Source organism: Brevundimonas sp. SORGH_AS_0993, from assembly GCF_030818545.1.
Lineage (GTDB): Bacteria > Pseudomonadota > Alphaproteobacteria > Caulobacterales > Caulobacteraceae > Brevundimonas.
In genome coordinates this window covers 1,306,944-1,324,742 of sequence record NZ_JAUTAH010000001.1, presented here as the reverse complement: position 1 = coordinate 1,324,742, position 17,799 = coordinate 1,306,944, and the positions used below count along the sequence as shown (strand labels likewise).

Sequence of the window (17,799 nt, the reverse complement as noted above, 5' to 3'; positions counted from 1 at the left end):
TCTGCCTAGCGGGGCGTGAGTGTCTCCCGCGAGTTTGGGGCGGGATCGCGTGGGCGGCTTCACGGCGGCGTTGCAGAAGTTCGGGATCGGTCGTCTGGCCGCTGTCCTCGGCGTCGCCGCCGGCGTGGCCGCCGTGCTTGTCGCCGTCATGCTGCGGATGGGCCAGGCGCCGGACGCCCTGCTCTATTCCAACCTGGACCTGCGCGAGGCCGGAGAGATCACGGCCGCCCTGGATCAGGCCAATATCAAATATACGTCCAAGGGCGACGGCTCGACCATCATGGTCAACCGCGACGAGGTCGGCGCGGCCCGGATGCTGGTCGCGGGCAAGGGCCTGGTGACGTCGGGGTCGGTCGGCTACGAGCTGTTCGACAACCAGTCGGTCCTGGGCCAGACCGAGTTCCAGCAGCAGCTGAACGAACAGCGCGCCCTGCAGGGCGAACTGTCGCGCACCATCATGTCGATGCGTGGCATCACCGCCGCCCGCGTCCACATCACCATGCCGCGCCGCGAGATGTTCACCAGCGCCGCCGGAGAACCGACGGCCGCCGTCCTGGTCGGCCTGGGCGGGCGCGACCTGACCGGCGACCAGGTGCGGGCGATCCGCAATCTGGTGGCCTCGTCCGTGCCGAACCTGAAACCCGACCGCGTCACGGTGGCGGATCAGAACAACCGCACCCTGGCTGCGGGCGGCGAGGACGGCTTCACCTCCGCCTCGGCCGAAGAGGCCAAGGGCAATACCGAGGCCCAGCTTCAGGCCCGCATCAAGGACATCGTCGAGGGCGTCGTCGGCGTCGGCGCCGCGCGCGTCCAGGTGACGGCCGACATCGATCACAGCCGCTCCACCACCCAGGAGCAGAAGTTCGATCCGGACGGCCAGGTGGTGCGCTCGACTTCGACCAACGGCTCGCAGTCTTCCGATACGACGGCTCGGCCGGACGGGGGCGTGACCGCGACCAACAACATTCCCGGCGGCGCGGCGCCAGGCGCTACCAACGCCGGCTCGACCAAATCCGACAACACCGAAACGACCAACTACGAGATTTCGAACTCCACCACCACGACGACCAAGGAGCCGGGCGAGGTCAAGAAGCTGGCCGTCGCCGTCGCGGTCGACGGCAAGTGGACGCCGGCCAAGGATGGCAAGGGCGAGCCGACCTATGCGCCGCGCACCGCCGAGGAAATCGCCCAGATCAAGTCGCTGGTCGCCGCCGCCGCCGGCATCGACGAAAACCGCGGCGACAAGATCGAGGTCATCAACGTCCGCTTCAACCACGACACCGGCATCGCCGGCGGCCTGGACGGAAAGTCGTCGCTGCTGGACTTCTCCAAGAACGACATCATGCGGTTCGTCGAGCTGGGCATACTGATGCTGGTCGCCCTGCTGCTGATCTTCTTCGTCCTGCGGCCGCTGCTGAAGACGGCGTCGGGGGGAACGAACCTGCCGGCTCTGACCGATCAGGGCGGTCTGCCGGTGACGCCTCTCACGACCACGATCATCGGCCCCGACGGCCAGCCGCATCTGGCCCAGCTGCCTCCGCCCAGCGAGATGGAGCAGAAGATCGACATCGCCCGCATCGAGGGCCAGGTGAAAGCGTCTTCGGTCAAGAAGGTCGCTGACTTCGTCCAGTCCTATCCTGAAGAGGCGACGGGCATCCTGCGGACCTGGGTGGCGGAAGGCTGATGGCCAAGCCGCCGACAAAGAAGCAGGTCGTCGACGATCCCAACAAGCTGTCGGGACCGGAAAAGGCGGCCGTCATCCTGCTGGCGCTGGGCGAGGAGCACACCGCTCTTTGGGAACGTCTGGACGACGAGGAGATCAAGGAAATCTCCCAGGCCATGGCCACCCTGGGCAATGTCACGGCCGAGGCGGTCGAGGCCCTGATGATCGACTTCGTGTCTGGCATGGCGGGGTCGGGGTCTGTCTCCGGCAGCTACGAGCAGACGCAGAAGCTGCTCAGCGCTTTCCTGCCCGTCGATCGGGTCGAGGCCCTGATGGAGGAAATCCGGGGTCCGGCCGGTCGGACCATGTGGGACAAGCTGGGCAATGTGAACGAGGCGGTTCTCGCCAACTATCTGAAGAACGAATACCCCCAGACCGTCGCCGTCATCCTGTCCAAGGTGCGTTCGGATCATGCCGCGCGCGTGCTGACCAGCCTGCCCGAGGATTTCGCCCTGGAGTGCGTCCAGCGGATGCTGCGCATGGAGCCGGTGCAACGCGAGATTCTGGACAAGATCGAGGCCACTCTGCGCAACGAATTCATGTCCAACCTGGCGCGCACCTCCAAGCGCGACAGCCACGAGATGATGGCCGAAATTTTCAACAGTTTCGATCGCCAGACCGAGTCCCGCTTCATCGGCGCTCTGGAAGAGCGCAGCCGCGAGTCCGCCGAACGCATCCGCGCCCTGATGTTCGTGTTCGAGGATCTGTCCAAGCTGGATCCGGGCGGGGTGCAGACCCTGTTGCGCGCCGTGGACAAGGACTCCCTGGCCCTGGCCATGAAGGGCGCCTCGGAAGACCTGCGCGAGATGTTCTTCTCGAACATGTCCGAGCGGGCCTCCAAGATCATGCGCGAGGACATGAACTCCATGGGGCCGGTGCGCCTGAAGGATGTCGACGCCGCGCAGATGGCGATGGTCCAGGTCGCCAAGGATCTGGCGGCCAAGGGCGACATCATACTGGCCGGCCAGGGCGCCGACGACGAGCTGATCTACTGACATGACCCAGCCCGCCGGCCCCGCCCGCCCCTTCGTCTTCGACACCGAGTTCGACGCCAACGGCGCCGTTGTGCGTCCCAGCACCTGGACGCCGATCAAGCGCGCCTATGCTCCGGCCGAGGTCGAGGCCCTGTTGGCCCAGGCGCGGCTGGAGGCCCGCCAGCAGGCGCTGTCGGAAGTCGAGCATCTGCGCGCCGTGGCCCTGAGCAACATCGCCCAGGCGGTCGCCCAGGCCGTGCCGAGCCTGCGCACCGTCGCCCAGGCCCACCGCGAGCAGTCCGCCGACCTGGCGCTGGCCGCCGCACGGGCCATCGGCGGCGCGGCGCTGGAGCGGTTCCCGCAGGCGCCGCTGCGTGCGGCGCTGGAACTGCTGGCCCAGGAGATCGACGCCTCGCCGCGCTTGGTGATCCGGTCGTCGGGCCTGGACGACGCGGCGCGCGCCGCCATCGAACAGGCTTGCGCCGACAGCGGTTTCACCGGAACGGTGGCCTTCCGCGACGATCCGGCGATGGCCCTGTCCGCCTTCCAGCTGGAATGGGCGGACGGCCGCGCCGATCACGATCCGCAGCTTTCGGCCGAGCGGGTGGTCGAGGCCCTGACAGCCGCCCTGGCCGCCGAGGCGGGCCACGCCGAATCTTTTTTCGTCGACAGGAGTGATGTCTGATGGACGCCGAAGACCTGGCTCTCGAAGAGTTTTCCGACGCCGCTGGCCTGGATCAGGGCGACGATGCGGGCGAGAAGACCGCCGCCGACCTGGCCACCGTCTTCGACGTGCCGGTCAACATCTCGGCCGTTCTGGGCAAGTCGCACATGTCGGTGGCCCAGCTGCTGAAACTGAACAAGGGATCGGTGCTGGAGCTGGACCGCAAGGTCGGCGAGGCCATCGACATCTTCGTCAACAACCGTCTGATCGCGCGCGGGGAGGTCGTCGTCGTCGAAGACCGGCTGGGCGTGACCATGACGGAAATCATCAAGGCCGAGGACGGCGGCGCCTAAGCGATTTCGAAGAAATCGCGTCTTGCCGCAAGGCGAGGCGACGGGTCGCACAGAGAGATTGAAGGAGAAGAACGATGCGTCTTCTGGTGGTAGGCAGGCTGAGCGGGCAACTGGCTTCGGCGGTGAAGATGGCCATGGCGCACGGCGCCAAGGTCAGTCACGTCGAGCGCGCGGATCAGGCCACGGAGCAACTGCGACGCGGGCAGGGCGCGGACCTGCTGATGGTCGACTATCAGTTGGACATCGCCGCCCTGATCGCCGCCAACGAGGCCGAGCGGATCACCATTCCGGTGGTGGCCTTCGGCGTCGACGCCGATGCGCGCGAGGCGGCCGCCGCCATCAAGGCGGGCGCCAAGGAGTTCATCCCCCTGCCGCCGGACGCCGAGCTGATCGCCGCCGTCCTGTCGGCCGTCGCCGACGACGAAAAGCCGATGATCTCGGCCGATCCGGCCATGAAGGCGGTGCTGCAGCTGGCCGATCAGGTGGCGCGGTCCGAAGCCTCCATCCTGATCACCGGCGAAAGCGGCGTCGGCAAGGAGGTGATGGCCCGCTATCTGCACGAGAATTCGCGCCGGTCGGAAAAGCCGTTCATCAGCGTCAACTGCGCCGCAATTCCCGACAACCTGCTGGAATCCGAGCTGTTCGGGCACGAGAAGGGCGCCTTCACCGGCGCCGTGGCCCGCCGGATCGGCAAGTTCGAGGAGGCCGATGGCGGCACCCTGCTGCTGGACGAAATCTCGGAGATGGACGCCCGGCTTCAGGCCAAGCTGCTGCGCGCCATCCAGGAACGGGTCATCGACCGGGTCGGCGGCTCCAAGCCCGTGCCGGTCAATATCCGCATCATCGCCACCTCCAACCGCGACCTGGCCAAGGCCGTGGCGGAAGGCGTGTTCCGCGAGGACCTGCTGTACCGTCTGAATGTGGTGAACCTGCGCCTGCCGTCCTTGCGTGAACGGCCCGGCGACATCGGCGTTCTGGCGGATCATTTCATCAAGAAATACGCCGCCGCCAACGGCGTGCCAGAGCGTCCGATGTCGGCCGCCGCGCGCCGGGCCATCGCCGCCCATCGCTGGCCCGGCAACGTGCGCGAGCTGGAAAACGCCATGCACCGCGCCGTGCTGCTGGCGGTCGGCGCCGAAATCGACGTGGACGCCATCCGCCTGCCCGACGGCCAGCCCCTGATGAGCGACGCCTTGGGCGCTGCGCCGCAGACGGGCGGCTATGACAGCGCCTATGGCGGGGGCGTGGCGGCCCGCGCGGCCCAGGCGGCCGACGCCGTGACCCGCAGCTTTGTCGGCCAGACGGTGGCGGCGATGGAGAAGACGCTGATCCTGGACACACTGAGCCACTGCCTGGGCAACCGGACCCATGCGGCCAACATCCTGGGCATCTCGATCCGCACCCTGCGCAACAAGCTGAACGAATACGCCGACGAGGGCGCCGCCATCCCGGCGCCCCAGAGCGGGGTTGCCGCCTCGGGCTACGCGGCCTGAGCATTTGTCGATGTCGGTCGCGCGCAGACAGGTTCTGACCCCGTGTGGTCGTCCCATCGGGAAGGCGACAGGACGTGGTTGACGCTCCGCTCCTGATGAGGGACGGCATGGCGCGCCCGACCGGGCGCGATGTGCTGAGCTGGGTCAACCGCGGCGAAGTGCTGATGGCGGTCGGCGTGATCGGCGTGATCATGCTGCTGATCCTGCCGGTGCCGAAGTTCCTGCTGGACGTGTTGCTGGCCCTGTCGCTGGTGTCCAGCGTGCTGATCCTGATGACGGCCGTGATGATGAAGCGGCCGCTGGATTTCGCCATCTTCCCGACGGTGCTGCTGGTCTCGACCCTGTTCCGCCTGGGTCTGAACCTGGCCTCGACGCGCCTGATCCTGACCCACGGCCAGGAAGGCCACGATGCGGCGGGTCAGGTCATCAACGCCTTCGGCCAGCTGATGATGGGGGGCAACTTCATCATCGGGGTGATCATCTTCGCCATCATCCTGGTGGTGAACTTCGTGGTCATCACCAAGGGTTCGACCCGGATCGCCGAAGTGTCGGCCCGCTTCACCCTGGATTCCATGCCCGGCAAGCAGATGGCCATCGACGCAGATCTGTCGTCCGGCCTGATCACTGAGGACCAGGCCAAGACCCGCCGCAAGGAGCTTGAGCAGGAATCGACCTTCTTCGGCGCCATGGACGGCGCCTCCAAATTCGTGCGCGGCGACGCTGTCGCCGGCCTGATCATCACCTTCATCAATGTGATCGGCGGCATCCTGATCGGCACGCTGCAGCATAAGATGGCTCTGCCGGACGCGGCCAACACCTATGTGCAGCTGACCATCGGCGACGGCCTGGTGACGCAGGTGCCGGCCATCATCATCTCCATCGCCGCGGGCTTTCTGGTGTCGAAGGCGGGCGTCGAGGGCACGGCGGACAAGGCCCTGGTCACGCAACTGGCCACCAACCCCGTGTCGCTGGGCGTGGTGTCGGGGGCGGCGGGCCTGATCGGCCTGATCCCCGGCATGCCGCTGATCCCGTTTGCGGCCCTGGCCATCGGCTCGGGCTTCATGGCCTGGAGGCTGGGTCGGGATCGGCTGAAACCCCGACCGACCGAGGCCGAACTGGCCGCCGCCTCCGCCGCGCCCAAGGAGGATGTCGAAGAGCCCATCGCCAACATCCTGACCATCGACGAGGTGAAGATCGAGCTGGGCTATTCGCTGCTCAGCCTGATCAACGATCTGGAGGGGCGGCGCCTGACCGACCAGATCCGCGCCCTGCGCCGTTCGCTGGCCCAGGAATACGGCTTCGTCATTCCCCAGGTCCGCATCCTGGACAATATGCGCCTGCCGACCCAGGGCTACGCCATTCGCATCAAGGAGATGGAGAGCGGGTCGGGCGAGGTGCGACTGGGCCATCTGATGGCGATGGACCCGTCTGGACGCCAGGTGGAACTGCCCGGCGAACATATGCGCGAACCCGCCTTCGGCCTGCCCGCCACCTGGATCGAGGAAAGCCTGCGCGAGGAGGCGACCTTCCGGGGCTATACGCTGGTCGATCCGTCCACCGTCCTGACCACGCACCTGACGGAGATCCTGAAGGAGAACATGGCGGACCTGCTCTCCTACGGCGAGGTGCAGAAGCTGCTGAAGGAACTGGGCCCCGAAGAGAAGAAGCTGGTAGAGGAACTGGTGCCCAGCGTGGTCACGGTCACGACCCTGCAGCGCGTGCTGCAGGCCCTGCTGCGCGAGAAGGTCTCGATCCGCGACCTGCCGGCGATCCTGGAAGGTCTGGCCGAGGCCGCGCCGCACAGCTCCAGCGTCACCACCCTGGTCGAGCACGTTCGTGGACGGCTGGCGCGCCAGCTATGCTGGCAGCATCAGGCCCCCGACGCCGCCCTGCCGATCGTCACCCTGTCGCCCGACTGGGAGGCCGCCTTCGCCGAGAGCCTGGTCGGCGCGGGCGAGGACAAGCAGCTGGCCATGGCGCCCTCGCGCCTGCAGGACTTCATCCGCTCGGTCCGGGACACCTTCGAACGCATCGCCATGACGGGCGAGAATCCGGTCCTGCTGACCAGTCCGCTGATCCGGCCCTACGTCCGCTCGATCATCGAACGGTTCCGGGGCCAGACCGTTGTGATGAGCCAGAACGAGGTTCACCCCAAGGCCCGGCTGCGCACGCTGGGTCAGGTCTGACCACGGCCGACGCCTTTGCGGTTTGACGTGCGGGCAGGTGCGGCTAAAGCTCGGCCATCATGATGCTCGGCTCGCAAACCTCCTGGTCCCGTTTTCGCGATTTCGCGCGGACGCCGTCGCTGGGGCGGTCGGTCGCCGTCATGCTGTCGGTGGCCTTCGTTTCGCTGATCCTGGTCAATGTGACCACCTTCGTGATGATGCAGCGCACGGCGGTGGTGAACCGCACCATCGAACACGCCCAGCAGATGCGGCGCGCGTCCCGCACCATCATGATCGCCATGCTGGACGCCGAGACGGCGCAGCGCGGCTTCTTGCTGACGGGACGCCGCGACTTTCTGCAACCGTTCCTGGATGCGGAAAAAAAGATGGATCCGGCGGTGGCCTTTCTGGATGACGGGGCGGCGCGCGACCCGACGCTGAGGGCGCCGATCGAACGAATCCACACCTTGGCAGACAAGAAGTGGGTCGAGATGGAGACCACCCTGACCTTGGCGCGCCAGGGGCGGATCGGCCAGGCCATTCAGTCCGTGCGTTCCGGCGAAGGCAAGCGCTACATGGACGAGCTTCGCGTCGCGGTGGACGACTTCGACGCCGTCAAATCCGCCCGGATCGCCGAGCGCACGCGCCGGATGGAGGCGTTCGGGGCCCTGACCTTCGTGATGAACGCGATCACCGGCGTCCTGTTGATCGTGCTGGCCCTGCTGTCGGCCTGGATGGTGCGTCGCTACATTGGCGAGGTGCAGGCGGCGCGAGAGGAGGTTCATGCCCTGAACGTCGGGCTGGAGGCCACGGTGCAGGAGCGCACCGCCGATCTGATGCGTGCGAACGAGGAGATTCAGCGGTTCGCCTATATCGTCAGCCACGACCTGCGCGCGCCCCTGGTCAACGTCATGGGCTATACGTCCGAACTGGAGCAGGCCGGCAAGGTCGTCGACAAGGCCATCATCGAAGCCGAAAAGACCCGCGCCGTCGATTCCGAGGTCGTCGTGGCCGTGCGCGAGGACATGCCCGAGGCGATCGGCTTCATCCGCGCCTCCACGGCCAAGATGGACCGGCTGATCAACGCCATCCTGAAGTTGTCGCGCGAGGGGCGGCGCAATCTGTCGCCAGAGACGCTGGACATGACGGTCATGACCCAGGCCATCGCCGACAGCGTCCACCACCAGACCGAAGCCTCCGGCGCCTATATCGAGGTTCAGGCCCTGCCTGAAATCGAGAGCGACCGTCTGTCGATGGAGCAGGTGCTGGGCAATCTGATCGACAACGCCGTCAAATATCTGGACGCCGACCGTCCCGGTCGGATCGTGGTGTCGGGTGAAGAGGTCGCGGGCGGCTGGGTCGTCTATCGCATCGCCGACAACGGGCGCGGGATCGCGCCGCGCGATCACGAACGGATATTCGAGCTGTTCCGGCGATCCGGCAAGCAGGACCGCGCGGGCGAGGGGCTGGGCCTGGCCTTCGTGCGCAACAGCGTCCGTCGTCTGGGCGGCACGATCGATGTGGAGTCGGAACCGGGCCAGGGCTCGACTTTCGTGCTTAAATTCCCCAAACGACTGATCCTTCCGGAATCTGGAGCTTCCCTGTGACGCAACCCGTCAAAATCATCATGGTCGAGGACGACCATGGCCATGCGAAGCTGATCGAAAAGAACATCCGCCGCGCCAACATCAACAACGAGATCAAGCATTTCGACGAAGGCACGGCGGCGCTGGACTATCTGTTCAGCGACGAGGTCCTGGCCAACGGGCCGCTGCTGATCCTTCTGGACCTCAATCTTCCGGATATGTCGGGTACGGACATTCTGGAGAAGGTGAAGGGCAACGAGCGCCTGCGCCGCGCGCCGGTCGTGGTTCTGACCACCACCGACGACAAGGTCGAGATCAAGCGCTGCTACGACCTGGGCTGCAACGTCTATATCACCAAGCCGGTGGACTATGAGTCCTTCGCCGGGGCGATCCGTCAGCTGGGCCTGTTCCTGTCCGTCATTCAGGCGCCCGACATCCAGTGATTGAGTCGTCGGGGCCTGTTCGCCTGCTCTATATCGACGACGACCGGGGGCTGGCCCGGCTGGTCGAGAAAGAGCTGGGCCGCCACGGCTTTGCCGTGACCACCGCGCCGGACGGCGACGCGGGGCTGGATTTGTTACGCGGGGAAACCTACGACATCTGCGCCCTGGACCACTATATGCCGTCGCGCGACGGCTTGGACGTCCTGCCCGAGATCATGGCCCTGCCCGAGCCGCCGCCCGTCGTCTATGTGACCGGGGCGCAGGATGGGCGCATCGCCGTGGCGGCCCTGCGCGCCGGCGCCGCCGACTATGTCATCAAGGACGTGTCCGAAGATTTCACCGCCCTGCTGCGCTCGGCGCTTGAGGACGCCCTGACCCGTCGCCGGCTTCAGCGCGAGAACGAAGCCGCCCACGAGCAGATTCGCCTGGCCCGCGACCGCGCCGAAGCCATGCTGCGCGAGGTGAACCACCGCGTCGGCAATTCGCTGCAACTGGTGTCCAGCTTCATGTCGCTGCAGATGCGCCACATCGCCGACGAATCCGCCAGGGAGGCGCTGCGCGAATCCCAGGCGCGGATCGAGGCGGTGGCCCACGTCCACCGGCGGCTTTATACCTCGGGCGACGTCAGCCAGGTGGCGATGGACGATTACCTGGCGGGTCTGTTGGACGAACTGTCCAAGTCGATCGGTCCGGACACGGGATCGCCGCGCCTGGTTCTGGAGGCTGCGCCCATGTCCGTCTCCACCGACCAGGCTGTGTCCCTGGGCGTGATCGTCACCGAACTGGTCACGAACGCGGTCAAATACGCCTATGCGCCGGGGCAGGGGGGCGAGATTCGCATCGCCCTGCGCCCGTCCGACGACGGACGGGCGATCCTGACGGTGGAGGATGACGGCCCCGGCCTGGGCGACGGCTCGCCCAAGGGCACGGGCCTGGGCTCCAAGATCATTTCGGCCATGGCTTCGGGCCTGCGGTCGTCGGTCGATTTCGATCCGGGCCACAAGGGCGTGCGCGCCCAAATGGCCTTCGACCTTTAAGCCGGCGTCCCATGCTGCAGTTCGGCGTCCGCAATCCCGCTCTCGACTATCGCCGTCGGGCCACGGCCTTCGGCATCGCCGAGCGTGACGGCCTGATCGCCTGTGTGCGGGTGGAGCGGTCGGGCGGCGCCTATTTCGATCTGCCCGGCGGCGGCGTCGACGGCGAGGAGAGCGAAGTCCAGGCCCTGGTGCGCGAGTTCGTCGAAGAAACGGGCCTCTCCATCGCCCCCCTGAACCGCATCGCCGAAGCCAGCCAGTTCTTTCGCCGCTCCACCGACGAGCCGGTCAACAATGTCGGGGGCTTCTGGACCGCGACGATCACGGCCGAAAATCCCGAGTCCAAACAAGAGGAAGACCACACCCTGGTGTGGTTGGACCCGACCTTCGCGGTCTCGCGGCTGCGTCACGATTCCCATGCCTGGGCCGTTGCGGTCTGGCTGCGTCGTCCTCGCTGAAAGCAAGCGTGGCCTTACGGAACGGCCAACTGGCGTCACCGTTCTTCTCCCGACAGATCGGACCCTTCCGGTCCGACGCAGACAGGAGAGTGACCATGGCTGATCACGACCGCATCGAAGGCGCCGCCAAGAACATCGGCGGCAAGATCAAGGAAGCCGTCGGCAAGGTGACGGGCGACACCAAACTTCAGGCCGAAGGCAAGACCGATCAGGTCGAAGGCAAGGTCCAGAACGCCGTCGGCGGCGCCAAGGACAGTCTGCGCGACAAGCACTGACCGTCCCCTGACGACAGGATGAAAAGCGCCGCCTGCGACCGCAGGCGGCGTCTTTCGTTTAGCGGGTCAGCGCCCGCCATCGCCCCGTCCAGCCCTTCCAGCGTCAGCGGATACATCGACCGATCCATGACCTCGCGGACCAGACCGACTGAGGCGGCATAGCTCCAGTGGCGTTCCGGCACGGGGTTCAGCCACACCGACTTCTCCCACTGCTGGCGCGCCCTTTTCAGCCAGACGGCGCCGGCCTCCTCGTTCCAGTGCTCCACCGAGCCGCCGGGCATGGTGATCTCATAGGGGCTCATGGTCGCGTCCCCGACGAAGATGACGCGCCAGTCGCCGGAATATTTGTGCAGCAGGTCCCAGGTCGGGATACGCTCGGCATGGCGGCGGCGATTGTCCTTCCAGACGCCCTCGTACAAGCAGTTGTGGAAGTAAAAGAACTCCAGATTCTTGAACTCTGTCCGCGCGGCCGAGAACAGTTCCTCCACCAGTTTGATATGGCCGTCCATCGAGCCACCGACGTCCAGAAACAGCAGGACCTTGATCGTGTTGCGCCGCTCGGGCCGCATCTGGATGTCCAGCCAGCCCTGGCGCGCCGTGCCGTCGATGGTGCCGTCGATGTCCAGTTCGTCCGGCGCGCCCTGACGGGCGAAGCGGCGCAGGCGACGCAAGGCGACCTTGATGTTGCGCGTGCCCAGTTCGACCGTGTCGTCCAGGTTTCTGAACTCGCGCTTCTCCCAAACCTTGACCGCGCGGCCGTGCTTGCTCGGCCCGCCAATCCGCACGCCCTCGGGATTGTACCCGCCGTGACCGAACGGGCTGGTTCCGCCTGTGCCGATCCACCTGTTTCCGCCCGAGTGGCGTTCCTTCTGCTCTTCCAGACGCTGTTTCAGCGTCTCTATCAGCTTGTCGAAGCCGCCCAAGGACTCGATCTGGGCCTTTTCTTCCTCGGTCAGGTATTTTTCGTTCAGCAGACGCAGCCAGTCCTCGGGGATGTCGGTGGTCGGGTCTTCGCCCGCGCCCACCGTCTCGATCCCCTTGAACACCGTGCCGAACACCTGATCGAAGCGGTCGTAGTGTTTCTCGTCCTTGACCAGAACGGCGCGCGACAGGTGATAGAATGCCTCGACCTGACGCCCGGCGACATCGCGGTCCATGGCCTCCATCAGATGGAGCCATTCCTTCATCGACACCGGAACCTTGGCGTCGCGCAGGGCTGAGAAGAAGGGCAGGAGCATCAGTCGCTGTTTCGCCCAATCGCATTGGGTTCGGTCGCTGCGTTTGCTTGGGCGGCTTTGCGCGCCGCGAGTTCAGGTTCCAAGACGGTCGTGATCCAAAAGCTGTCGAAGACGCCGCTCCTGCCCGCTGTGCCCGGAGGAGAGGAGAAGCGATATTTGACGGCCCAGCCGTTCACAATGCCGACGGTCACTTGCTCGTAGCTGTTGGGCGTTTCGAAACCGACCGTCTTGTGCTCGGGGATTGTTCGGCCCGGAAGTTCGAACATTGAACGATTGCCGGACAGGTCCGCAGGACGCGCGCCTTGATAACGCGCCTGGATCGCGAGCGTGGCGCTCGCCGCTTCCTGCGCCGTCGTTCCTGTACTGCGCGTCAGATACAGGGTGCGAATATCGCTAATGGTTTGCGTCGAACAGCCGACATCGTCCCCGCGCGGCAGGCCGGGATAGACATGGACGGCGTTTACCGCCCGGCCGGGATTGAGCACGCACCGATATCCACTGGCCTTGTGGCGCAGAATGATGGCGCCGCCAGCGGTTGCGCTTTCATTTGCGAACAGGTCGGCGGCATCGGCCGCTGCGAGCAACCGATCGCCTTCCGCGACGGCGGTTTGAGTGGCGACCGCGTCGTCAGCAGGTGCGGTTTGTAAGGCAAGCAGCAACGAAAGTGCGACGGTCTGCATCGAGCCTGACCCAGCTGTTGAAACGGGAGTTCACCCAAACATTTACGATGGCCGCCGTCCACCTATCCGCGCCGCAAGATGAACTCGTGGTCCGTCCAGGCGCCGACGGGATAGTCGTACTCTCCCGCCTTCTCGAAACCGTAGGCGGCGTAAAGGCGCTGGGCCTTTTCATTGCCGCTCCAGACGCCGATCCACAGCGGGCCGTCGCTGTGGGCCTCCATCCAGTCCAGCGACAGCGTCAGCAGCGTCGTGCCCAGACCCAGTCCTTGCGCGTCCTTGGCCACATAGAGGCGACGCAGCTCCATATGGCTGGGTTGCGCCTCGGAGTGGGGCAGGGCGCAGGGGCCGGCGTTGGCGAAGGCCAGCAGTTCGCCGTCGCGCTCGGCCACCCACCAGGCGGCGCCGGACTCGGCCAGTTTTTTCCGTGTCGGCTCGGGATCGAAGTTGGCGTCCAGAAAGGCGTTCAAGTCCGCCTCGGGATAGGGAATGCCGAAGCCGGTCACGAAGGTGTCGACGAAGGTTCGGCGTCCCAGGGCGCCCAGGGCGATGGCGTCTTCGGGGCGGGCCAGGCGGATCACGGCGTCGGTCATGCCGCTGTCCTTAGCGCCCCCCGGCAGGGGACGCGAGCGGGCTGCCGATCATGGCGAGGTTGTGTCGGCGCGCGAGGGCGTTTACGACCTTGAAGGATTGGATCGCCTTGGCGGTCGCGCCCAGTTTGCGTCGGGGAGGACAGAGGACCGTCAAGCCTTGGATTTTCAAGGTCCGTCCGCGCGTCATGTCGATCTCCGCCCCGCTTCCGCCCCTGTCCGCCGCCCTGTCGCCCGAGTCGTCGCAGCCCGAATCCGCGGCCGCCCCGGATGCGGCTGCGCGCGCGCCCCGCCCCGGCGCCATCATCCTGACCCGTCACGGGGAGCCGGCCCTGTCGCGCAAATGCCTGATCTCGGCGCGCCAGTACGGCGACTGGTGGGCGAAATACGAGATCGGCGGCCTTCTGGCCGGTCAGACTCCGCCGCCGGAACTGGTCGCCGCCGGGCAAGGGGCCGGCGCCATCTACGCCTCCACCCGCCAGCGAGCCCAGGAAACAGCTGCGGCCGTAGTCGCGGGGCGGGAGGTTCTGTCGGACGTGCTGTTCATCGAGGCGCCCCTGCCGCCGCCGCCGTTTCCCGACTGGTTCAAGCTGTCGCCAAAATGGTGGGGCGTGGTGTCGCGCTTCTGGTGGCACGCCTTCGACCACCACGGCGGCCAGGAAACCCGGGCCGAGGCGGAACGCCGGGCCGAACAGGCGGCGCAGAAGCTGATTGCGCGCGCCGAAACCGGCCAGGACGTGCTGGTCTTCGCCCATGGCTATTTCAACCACATGGTCGGCGGCCGGCTGAAGGCCGACGGTTGGAAGCTGGTGCAGAACCAGGGCTTCAAATACTGGTCGCAGCGTCGCTACGAGAAGCGATGACGCATCGGGCGTTGATGCGAAGCGGTCGGGTCTTTAGGGTCGCCCGCCATGACTGACGCCGCCCCCGCCATTCCCGCCGACCTCAGCTTCGAAGACGCCCTGCAGCGCCTGGAGACCATCGTTTCGCGCCTGGAATCCGGCCAGGCGCCGCTGGAGGAGTCCATCGCCCTTTACGAGGAGGGGGCCCGGCTGAAAGCCCATTGCGAGGCGCGCCTGAAGGCCGCCCAGTTGCGCGTCGAGAAGATCGTGGTCGGCCCGGACGGCCAGGCCAAGGGCGTCGAGGCGGCGTCGTTCGAATGATGCCCCGTCGTCCGGTCACGGCGAAGGGCGGACGCGCGTCTTGAACCGGGTCATCGCCGCCAATTCGCCCGAACAGGCCGTGATCGACCGGGTCGCCGAGGTCGCAGACCTCGTGACCGTGGCGCTGGACGAACTGCTGCCGCGCGCCGAGGGGCCGGAATCGCGCCTGACCGAGGCGATGCGTTACGCCGCCCTGGGGCCCGGCAAGCGTCTGCGGCCCTTCTTTGCGCTGGAGGCGGCGCGGCTGTTCGACATCGACGACCGCTCGGTGCTGCGCGCCGCCTGCGCCCTGGAATGCGTCCACGCCTACAGCCTGGTGCACGACGACCTGCCCTGCATGGACGACGACGACGTGCGGCGCGGCCGCCCGACCGTCCACCGCGCCTATGACGAGGCCACGGCTGTGCTGGCCGGCGATGCGCTGCAGACCGCCGCCTTCGACATCATCCTGCATGAGGATACGCACGAGGAGGCGGCCGTGCGCTGTGAATTGGCGGCGCGGTTGTCCCTGGCCTCGGGCGCGCGGGGCATGGCGGGCGGCCAGATGATCGACCTGCTGGGCGTGCGCGACGACCTGGGCGGGGTCGCACGGATGCAGCGGCTGAAGACCGGCGCCCTGTTCGCCTACGCTTTTGAAATCCCCCTGATCATCGCCGACGCCTCGGCCCAGCATCGCCAGGCCCTGACCAGTTTCGCCCACGACGTCGGCCTGGCCTATCAGATCGTCGACGACATTCTGGACGCCGAAGGTTCGGCCGAGGAGATGGGCAAGGCGGCCGGCGGCAAGGACGCGGCCCTGGGCAAGACCAACTTCGTGACTCTGCTGGGTTTGGACGAGGCGCGGCAAAGAGTCTCGCATCTGGCCGATCAGGCCCGTTCGCACCTGGAGCCGTTTGGCGACGAGGCCGAAATCCTCAAGGCCAGCGTGGATTTTGTGCTAAGGCGCCGGTCATAAGTAACCAGGATCGTCATCGAGCGTATGGATCCTCGGGACAAGCCTGAGGATGACGACTAGAACAGGCGGCTAAGTCCGCGAAGAGACGCCCTTTTCAATGCCCGACACCCCCCTGCTCGACACCGTCAAGTTTCCCGCCGACATGCGGAACTTCGACATCGCCCAGCTGAAACAGCTGGCCGAAGAGGTGCGGGCGGAGACCATCGACGCCGTCTCCGTGACCGGCGGGCACCTGGGGGCGGGACTGGGGGTGGTCGAACTGACCACGGCCCTGCACCATGTGTTCGAGACGCCCAAGGATATCCTGATCTGGGACGTCGGGCATCAGTGCTATCCGCACAAGATCCTGACCGGGCGGCGCGACCGCATTCGTACCCTGCGCCAGGGCGGCGGCCTGTCCGGCTTCACCAAGCGCAGCGAGAGCGAATACGACCCGTTCGGCGCAGCCCATGCCTCGACCTCGATCAGCGCCGCCCTGGGCTTCGCCGCCGCGCGTGACCAGAAAGGCGAGAAGAACCGCGTCGTGGCCGTCATCGGCGACGGCTCCATGTCCGCCGGCATGGCCTATGAGGCGATGAACAACGCCGCCGAGGCGACCAGCGGCCAGCTGATGGTCGTCCTGAACGACAACGACATGTCCATCGCCCCGCCGGTCGGGGGGATGAGCGCCTATCTGGCCGGGCTGGTGTCGGGCGGCGCCTATCAGAACGTGCGGCGGTTGGGCAAGTCGGTGGCGCAGCACCTGCCGCGCCCCTTCCGCCAGGCGGCAAAGAAGGCCGAGGAATACGCCCGCGGCATGGTCACGGGCGGCACCTTCTTCGAGGAGCTGGGCTTCTACTACGTCGGTCCTATCGACGGGCACGACATGGACAATCTTGTGCCCATTCTGAAGAAGGCGGCGGCGATCGAGGATCGGCCCGTGCTGGTTCACGTCGTGACGCAGAAGGGCAAGGGTTACGCCCCCGCCGAGAGCAGCGCCGACAAACTCCATGCGGTGGTCAAGTTCGACGTAGTGTCGGGCAAACAGGCCAAGGCCGTGTCCAACGCCCCAAGCTACACCAAGGTGTTCGGGACCGAGCTGATCAAGCACGCCAAGGTCGATCCCACCGTGGTGGCCATCACCGCCGCCATGCCGTCCGGCACGGGGCTGGACCTGTTCGGCCAGGTTTTCCCCGAACGGACCTATGACGTCGGCATCGCCGAACAGCACGCCGTCACCTTCGCCGCCGGTCTGGCGGCGGATGGAATGAAGCCGGTCTGCGCCATCTATTCCACCTTTCTGCAACGCGGCTACGACCAGGTGGTCCATGACGTGGCCATCCAGTCCCTGCCGGTGCGGTTCGCCATGGACCGGGCCGGTCTGGTCGGGGCGGACGGGGCCACCCACGCCGGATCGTTCGACATCGGCTTCATGGGGGCGCTGCCCGGCATGGTGCTGATGGCCGCCGCCGACGAGGCGGAACTGGCGGCGATGATCGCGACGTCCCTAGCCATCGACGACCGCCCCAGCGCCTTCCGCTATCCGCGCGGCGATGGCGTGGGGGTGGACATCCCCGAACTGGCCGCCCCGCTGGAGATCGGCAAGGGCCGCATCGTGCGCGAAGGCGCATCCGTCGCCATCCTGAGCCTGGGCACGCGCCTGCAGGAATCGCTGAAGGCCGCCGACCTTCTGGCGGCCAAAGGCGTGTCGGCCACCGTCGCCGACGCCCGCTTCGCCAAGCCTCTGGACGCCGATCTGATCCTGCGCCTTGCGCGCGAGCATGAGGCCCTGATTACGGTGGAAGAGGGCGCCATGGGCGGTTTCGGCGCCTTCGTCCTGCAATTGCTGGCGGAAAAGGGCGCGCTGGACGGCGGGTTGAAGGTTCGCACCCTGCACCTGCCCGACATCTTTCAGGATCAGGACGCTCCGGCCGCCATGTACGCCCAGGCCGGGCTGAACGCCGACCATATCGCGGCCTCGGCCCTTCAGGCTCTGGGCGCGTCGGTCAGTCGCGCGGCGCGCGCCTGA

General features: G+C 66.6%; 17 protein-coding genes and 1 pseudogene. 15 read left to right on the top strand and 3 right to left on the bottom strand.

Features of this window, described 5'->3' with window-relative positions:
* The first annotated feature begins 49 nt into the window (after positions 1-49).
* The 11 genes from fliF to QE389_RS06545 all read left to right on the top strand — a co-directional run bounded on the left by fliF (position 50) and on the right by QE389_RS06545 (position 11,168).
* Complete coding sequence (fliF, locus tag QE389_RS06595) at positions 50-1,684, top strand: flagellar basal-body MS-ring/collar protein FliF (RefSeq protein WP_307365618.1); 1,635 nt, start codon at positions 50-52, stop codon at positions 1,682-1,684.
* On the top strand, positions 1,684-2,718 hold the full coding sequence (gene fliG, locus QE389_RS06590) for a flagellar motor switch protein FliG (protein WP_307365616.1): 1,035 nt from the start codon (positions 1,684-1,686) through the stop codon (positions 2,716-2,718). Before fliF ends, fliG begins: the two co-directional genes overlap by 1 nt.
* Before the next feature lies 1 nt (position 2,719).
* Entirely contained in the window at positions 2,720-3,382 is a 663-nt protein-coding gene (locus QE389_RS06585) for a flagellar assembly protein FlbE (protein ID WP_307365614.1), read from the top strand.
* Positions 3,382-3,714 carry a flagellar motor switch protein FliN gene (gene fliN / locus QE389_RS06580; RefSeq protein WP_307365612.1) on the top strand — a complete coding sequence of 111 codons (333 nt, stop codon included), beginning with the start codon at positions 3,382-3,384 and terminating at the stop codon, positions 3,712-3,714. The genes QE389_RS06585 and fliN overlap by 1 nt, the downstream gene beginning before the upstream one ends.
* Before the next feature lie 74 nt (positions 3,715-3,788).
* A complete protein-coding gene (locus QE389_RS06575) occupies positions 3,789-5,207 on the top strand; it encodes a sigma-54-dependent Fis family transcriptional regulator (RefSeq protein WP_307365610.1) in 1,419 nt (472 codons plus the stop codon).
* Positions 5,208-5,302: 95 nt separating this feature from the next.
* Complete coding sequence (flhA, locus tag QE389_RS06570; RefSeq protein ID WP_307368949.1) at positions 5,303-7,393, top strand: flagellar biosynthesis protein FlhA; 2,091 nt, start codon at positions 5,303-5,305, stop codon at positions 7,391-7,393.
* Positions 7,394-7,455: 62 nt separating this feature from the next.
* Positions 7,456-8,979: a CHASE3 domain-containing protein gene (locus tag QE389_RS06565; RefSeq protein ID WP_307365608.1), complete on the top strand. Its 1,524-nt coding sequence runs from the start codon at positions 7,456-7,458 to the stop codon at positions 8,977-8,979.
* Positions 8,976-9,401: a response regulator gene (locus tag QE389_RS06560; protein WP_307365606.1), complete on the top strand. Its 426-nt coding sequence runs from the start codon at positions 8,976-8,978 to the stop codon at positions 9,399-9,401. Before QE389_RS06565 ends, QE389_RS06560 begins: the two co-directional genes overlap by 4 nt.
* A complete protein-coding gene (locus QE389_RS06555) occupies positions 9,398-10,438 on the top strand; it encodes a sensor histidine kinase (RefSeq protein ID WP_307365603.1) in 1,041 nt (346 codons plus the stop codon). The genes QE389_RS06560 and QE389_RS06555 overlap by 4 nt, the downstream gene beginning before the upstream one ends.
* A gap of 11 nt (positions 10,439-10,449) precedes the next feature.
* A complete protein-coding gene (locus QE389_RS06550; RefSeq protein WP_307365601.1) occupies positions 10,450-10,893 on the top strand; it encodes an NUDIX domain-containing protein in 444 nt (147 codons plus the stop codon).
* Between the two features lie 95 nt (positions 10,894-10,988).
* Complete coding sequence (locus QE389_RS06545; RefSeq protein ID WP_307365599.1) at positions 10,989-11,168, top strand: CsbD family protein; 180 nt, start codon at positions 10,989-10,991, stop codon at positions 11,166-11,168.
* A 58-nt stretch (positions 11,169-11,226) separates the two neighbouring features.
* Here QE389_RS06545 and QE389_RS06540 read toward each other — a convergent pair.
* The 3 genes and pseudogenes from QE389_RS06540 to QE389_RS06530 form a co-directional block, all read right to left on the bottom strand.
* Positions 11,227-12,406, bottom strand: a pseudogene (locus QE389_RS06540) (VWA domain-containing protein).
* Positions 12,406-13,086: a hypothetical protein gene (locus QE389_RS06535; protein ID WP_307365598.1), complete on the bottom strand. Its 681-nt coding sequence runs from the start codon at positions 13,084-13,086 to the stop codon at positions 12,406-12,408. Before QE389_RS06535 ends, QE389_RS06540 begins: the two are co-directional and overlap by 1 nt.
* Positions 13,087-13,148: 62 nt before the next feature.
* On the bottom strand, positions 13,149-13,676 hold the full coding sequence (locus QE389_RS06530; protein ID WP_307365597.1) for a GNAT family N-acetyltransferase: 528 nt from the start codon (positions 13,674-13,676) through the stop codon (positions 13,149-13,151).
* A gap of 185 nt (positions 13,677-13,861) precedes the next feature.
* Here QE389_RS06530 and QE389_RS06525 point away from each other — a divergent pair, with 185 nt between their 5' ends.
* The 4 genes from QE389_RS06525 to dxs all read left to right on the top strand — a co-directional run bounded on the left by QE389_RS06525 (position 13,862) and on the right by dxs (position 17,799).
* Entirely contained in the window at positions 13,862-14,536 is a 675-nt protein-coding gene (locus QE389_RS06525) for a histidine phosphatase family protein (protein ID WP_307365595.1), read from the top strand.
* A gap of 48 nt (positions 14,537-14,584) precedes the next feature.
* On the top strand, positions 14,585-14,836 hold the full coding sequence (locus tag QE389_RS06520) for an exodeoxyribonuclease VII small subunit (RefSeq protein WP_054766482.1): 252 nt from the start codon (positions 14,585-14,587) through the stop codon (positions 14,834-14,836).
* A 79-nt stretch (positions 14,837-14,915) separates the two neighbouring features.
* Positions 14,916-15,791 carry a polyprenyl synthetase family protein gene (locus QE389_RS06515; protein ID WP_307368947.1) on the top strand — a complete coding sequence of 292 codons (876 nt, stop codon included), beginning with the start codon at positions 14,916-14,918 and terminating at the stop codon, positions 15,789-15,791.
* Positions 15,792-15,888: 97 nt separating this feature from the next.
* On the top strand, positions 15,889-17,799 hold the full coding sequence (gene dxs, locus QE389_RS06510; protein WP_307365593.1) for a 1-deoxy-D-xylulose-5-phosphate synthase: 1,911 nt from the start codon (positions 15,889-15,891) through the stop codon (positions 17,797-17,799).

Coding starts and splice junctions, on each gene's coding strand:
- fliN (WP_307365612.1), top strand. CDS start 3,382: ATGGACGCCGAAGACCTGGCTCTCGAAGAGTTTTCCGACGCCGCTGGC.
- QE389_RS06525 (WP_307365595.1), top strand. CDS start 13,862: ATGTCGATCTCCGCCCCGCTTCCGCCCCTGTCCGCCGCCCTGTCGCCC.
- QE389_RS06550 (WP_307365601.1), top strand. CDS start 10,450: ATGCTGCAGTTCGGCGTCCGCAATCCCGCTCTCGACTATCGCCGTCGG.
- QE389_RS06575 (WP_307365610.1), top strand. CDS start 3,789: ATGCGTCTTCTGGTGGTAGGCAGGCTGAGCGGGCAACTGGCTTCGGCG.
- QE389_RS06585 (WP_307365614.1), top strand. CDS start 2,720: ATGACCCAGCCCGCCGGCCCCGCCCGCCCCTTCGTCTTCGACACCGAG.
- QE389_RS06530 (WP_307365597.1), bottom strand. CDS start 13,676: ATGACCGACGCCGTGATCCGCCTGGCCCGCCCCGAAGACGCCATCGCC.
- QE389_RS06545 (WP_307365599.1), top strand. CDS start 10,989: ATGGCTGATCACGACCGCATCGAAGGCGCCGCCAAGAACATCGGCGGC.
- fliG (WP_307365616.1), top strand. CDS start 1,684: ATGGCCAAGCCGCCGACAAAGAAGCAGGTCGTCGACGATCCCAACAAG.
- QE389_RS06520 (WP_054766482.1), top strand. CDS start 14,585: ATGACTGACGCCGCCCCCGCCATTCCCGCCGACCTCAGCTTCGAAGAC.
- QE389_RS06565 (WP_307365608.1), top strand. CDS start 7,456: ATGCTCGGCTCGCAAACCTCCTGGTCCCGTTTTCGCGATTTCGCGCGG.
- dxs (WP_307365593.1), top strand. CDS start 15,889: ATGCCCGACACCCCCCTGCTCGACACCGTCAAGTTTCCCGCCGACATG.
- QE389_RS06535 (WP_307365598.1), bottom strand. CDS start 13,086: ATGCAGACCGTCGCACTTTCGTTGCTGCTTGCCTTACAAACCGCACCT.
- flhA (WP_307368949.1), top strand. CDS start 5,303: ATGAGGGACGGCATGGCGCGCCCGACCGGGCGCGATGTGCTGAGCTGG.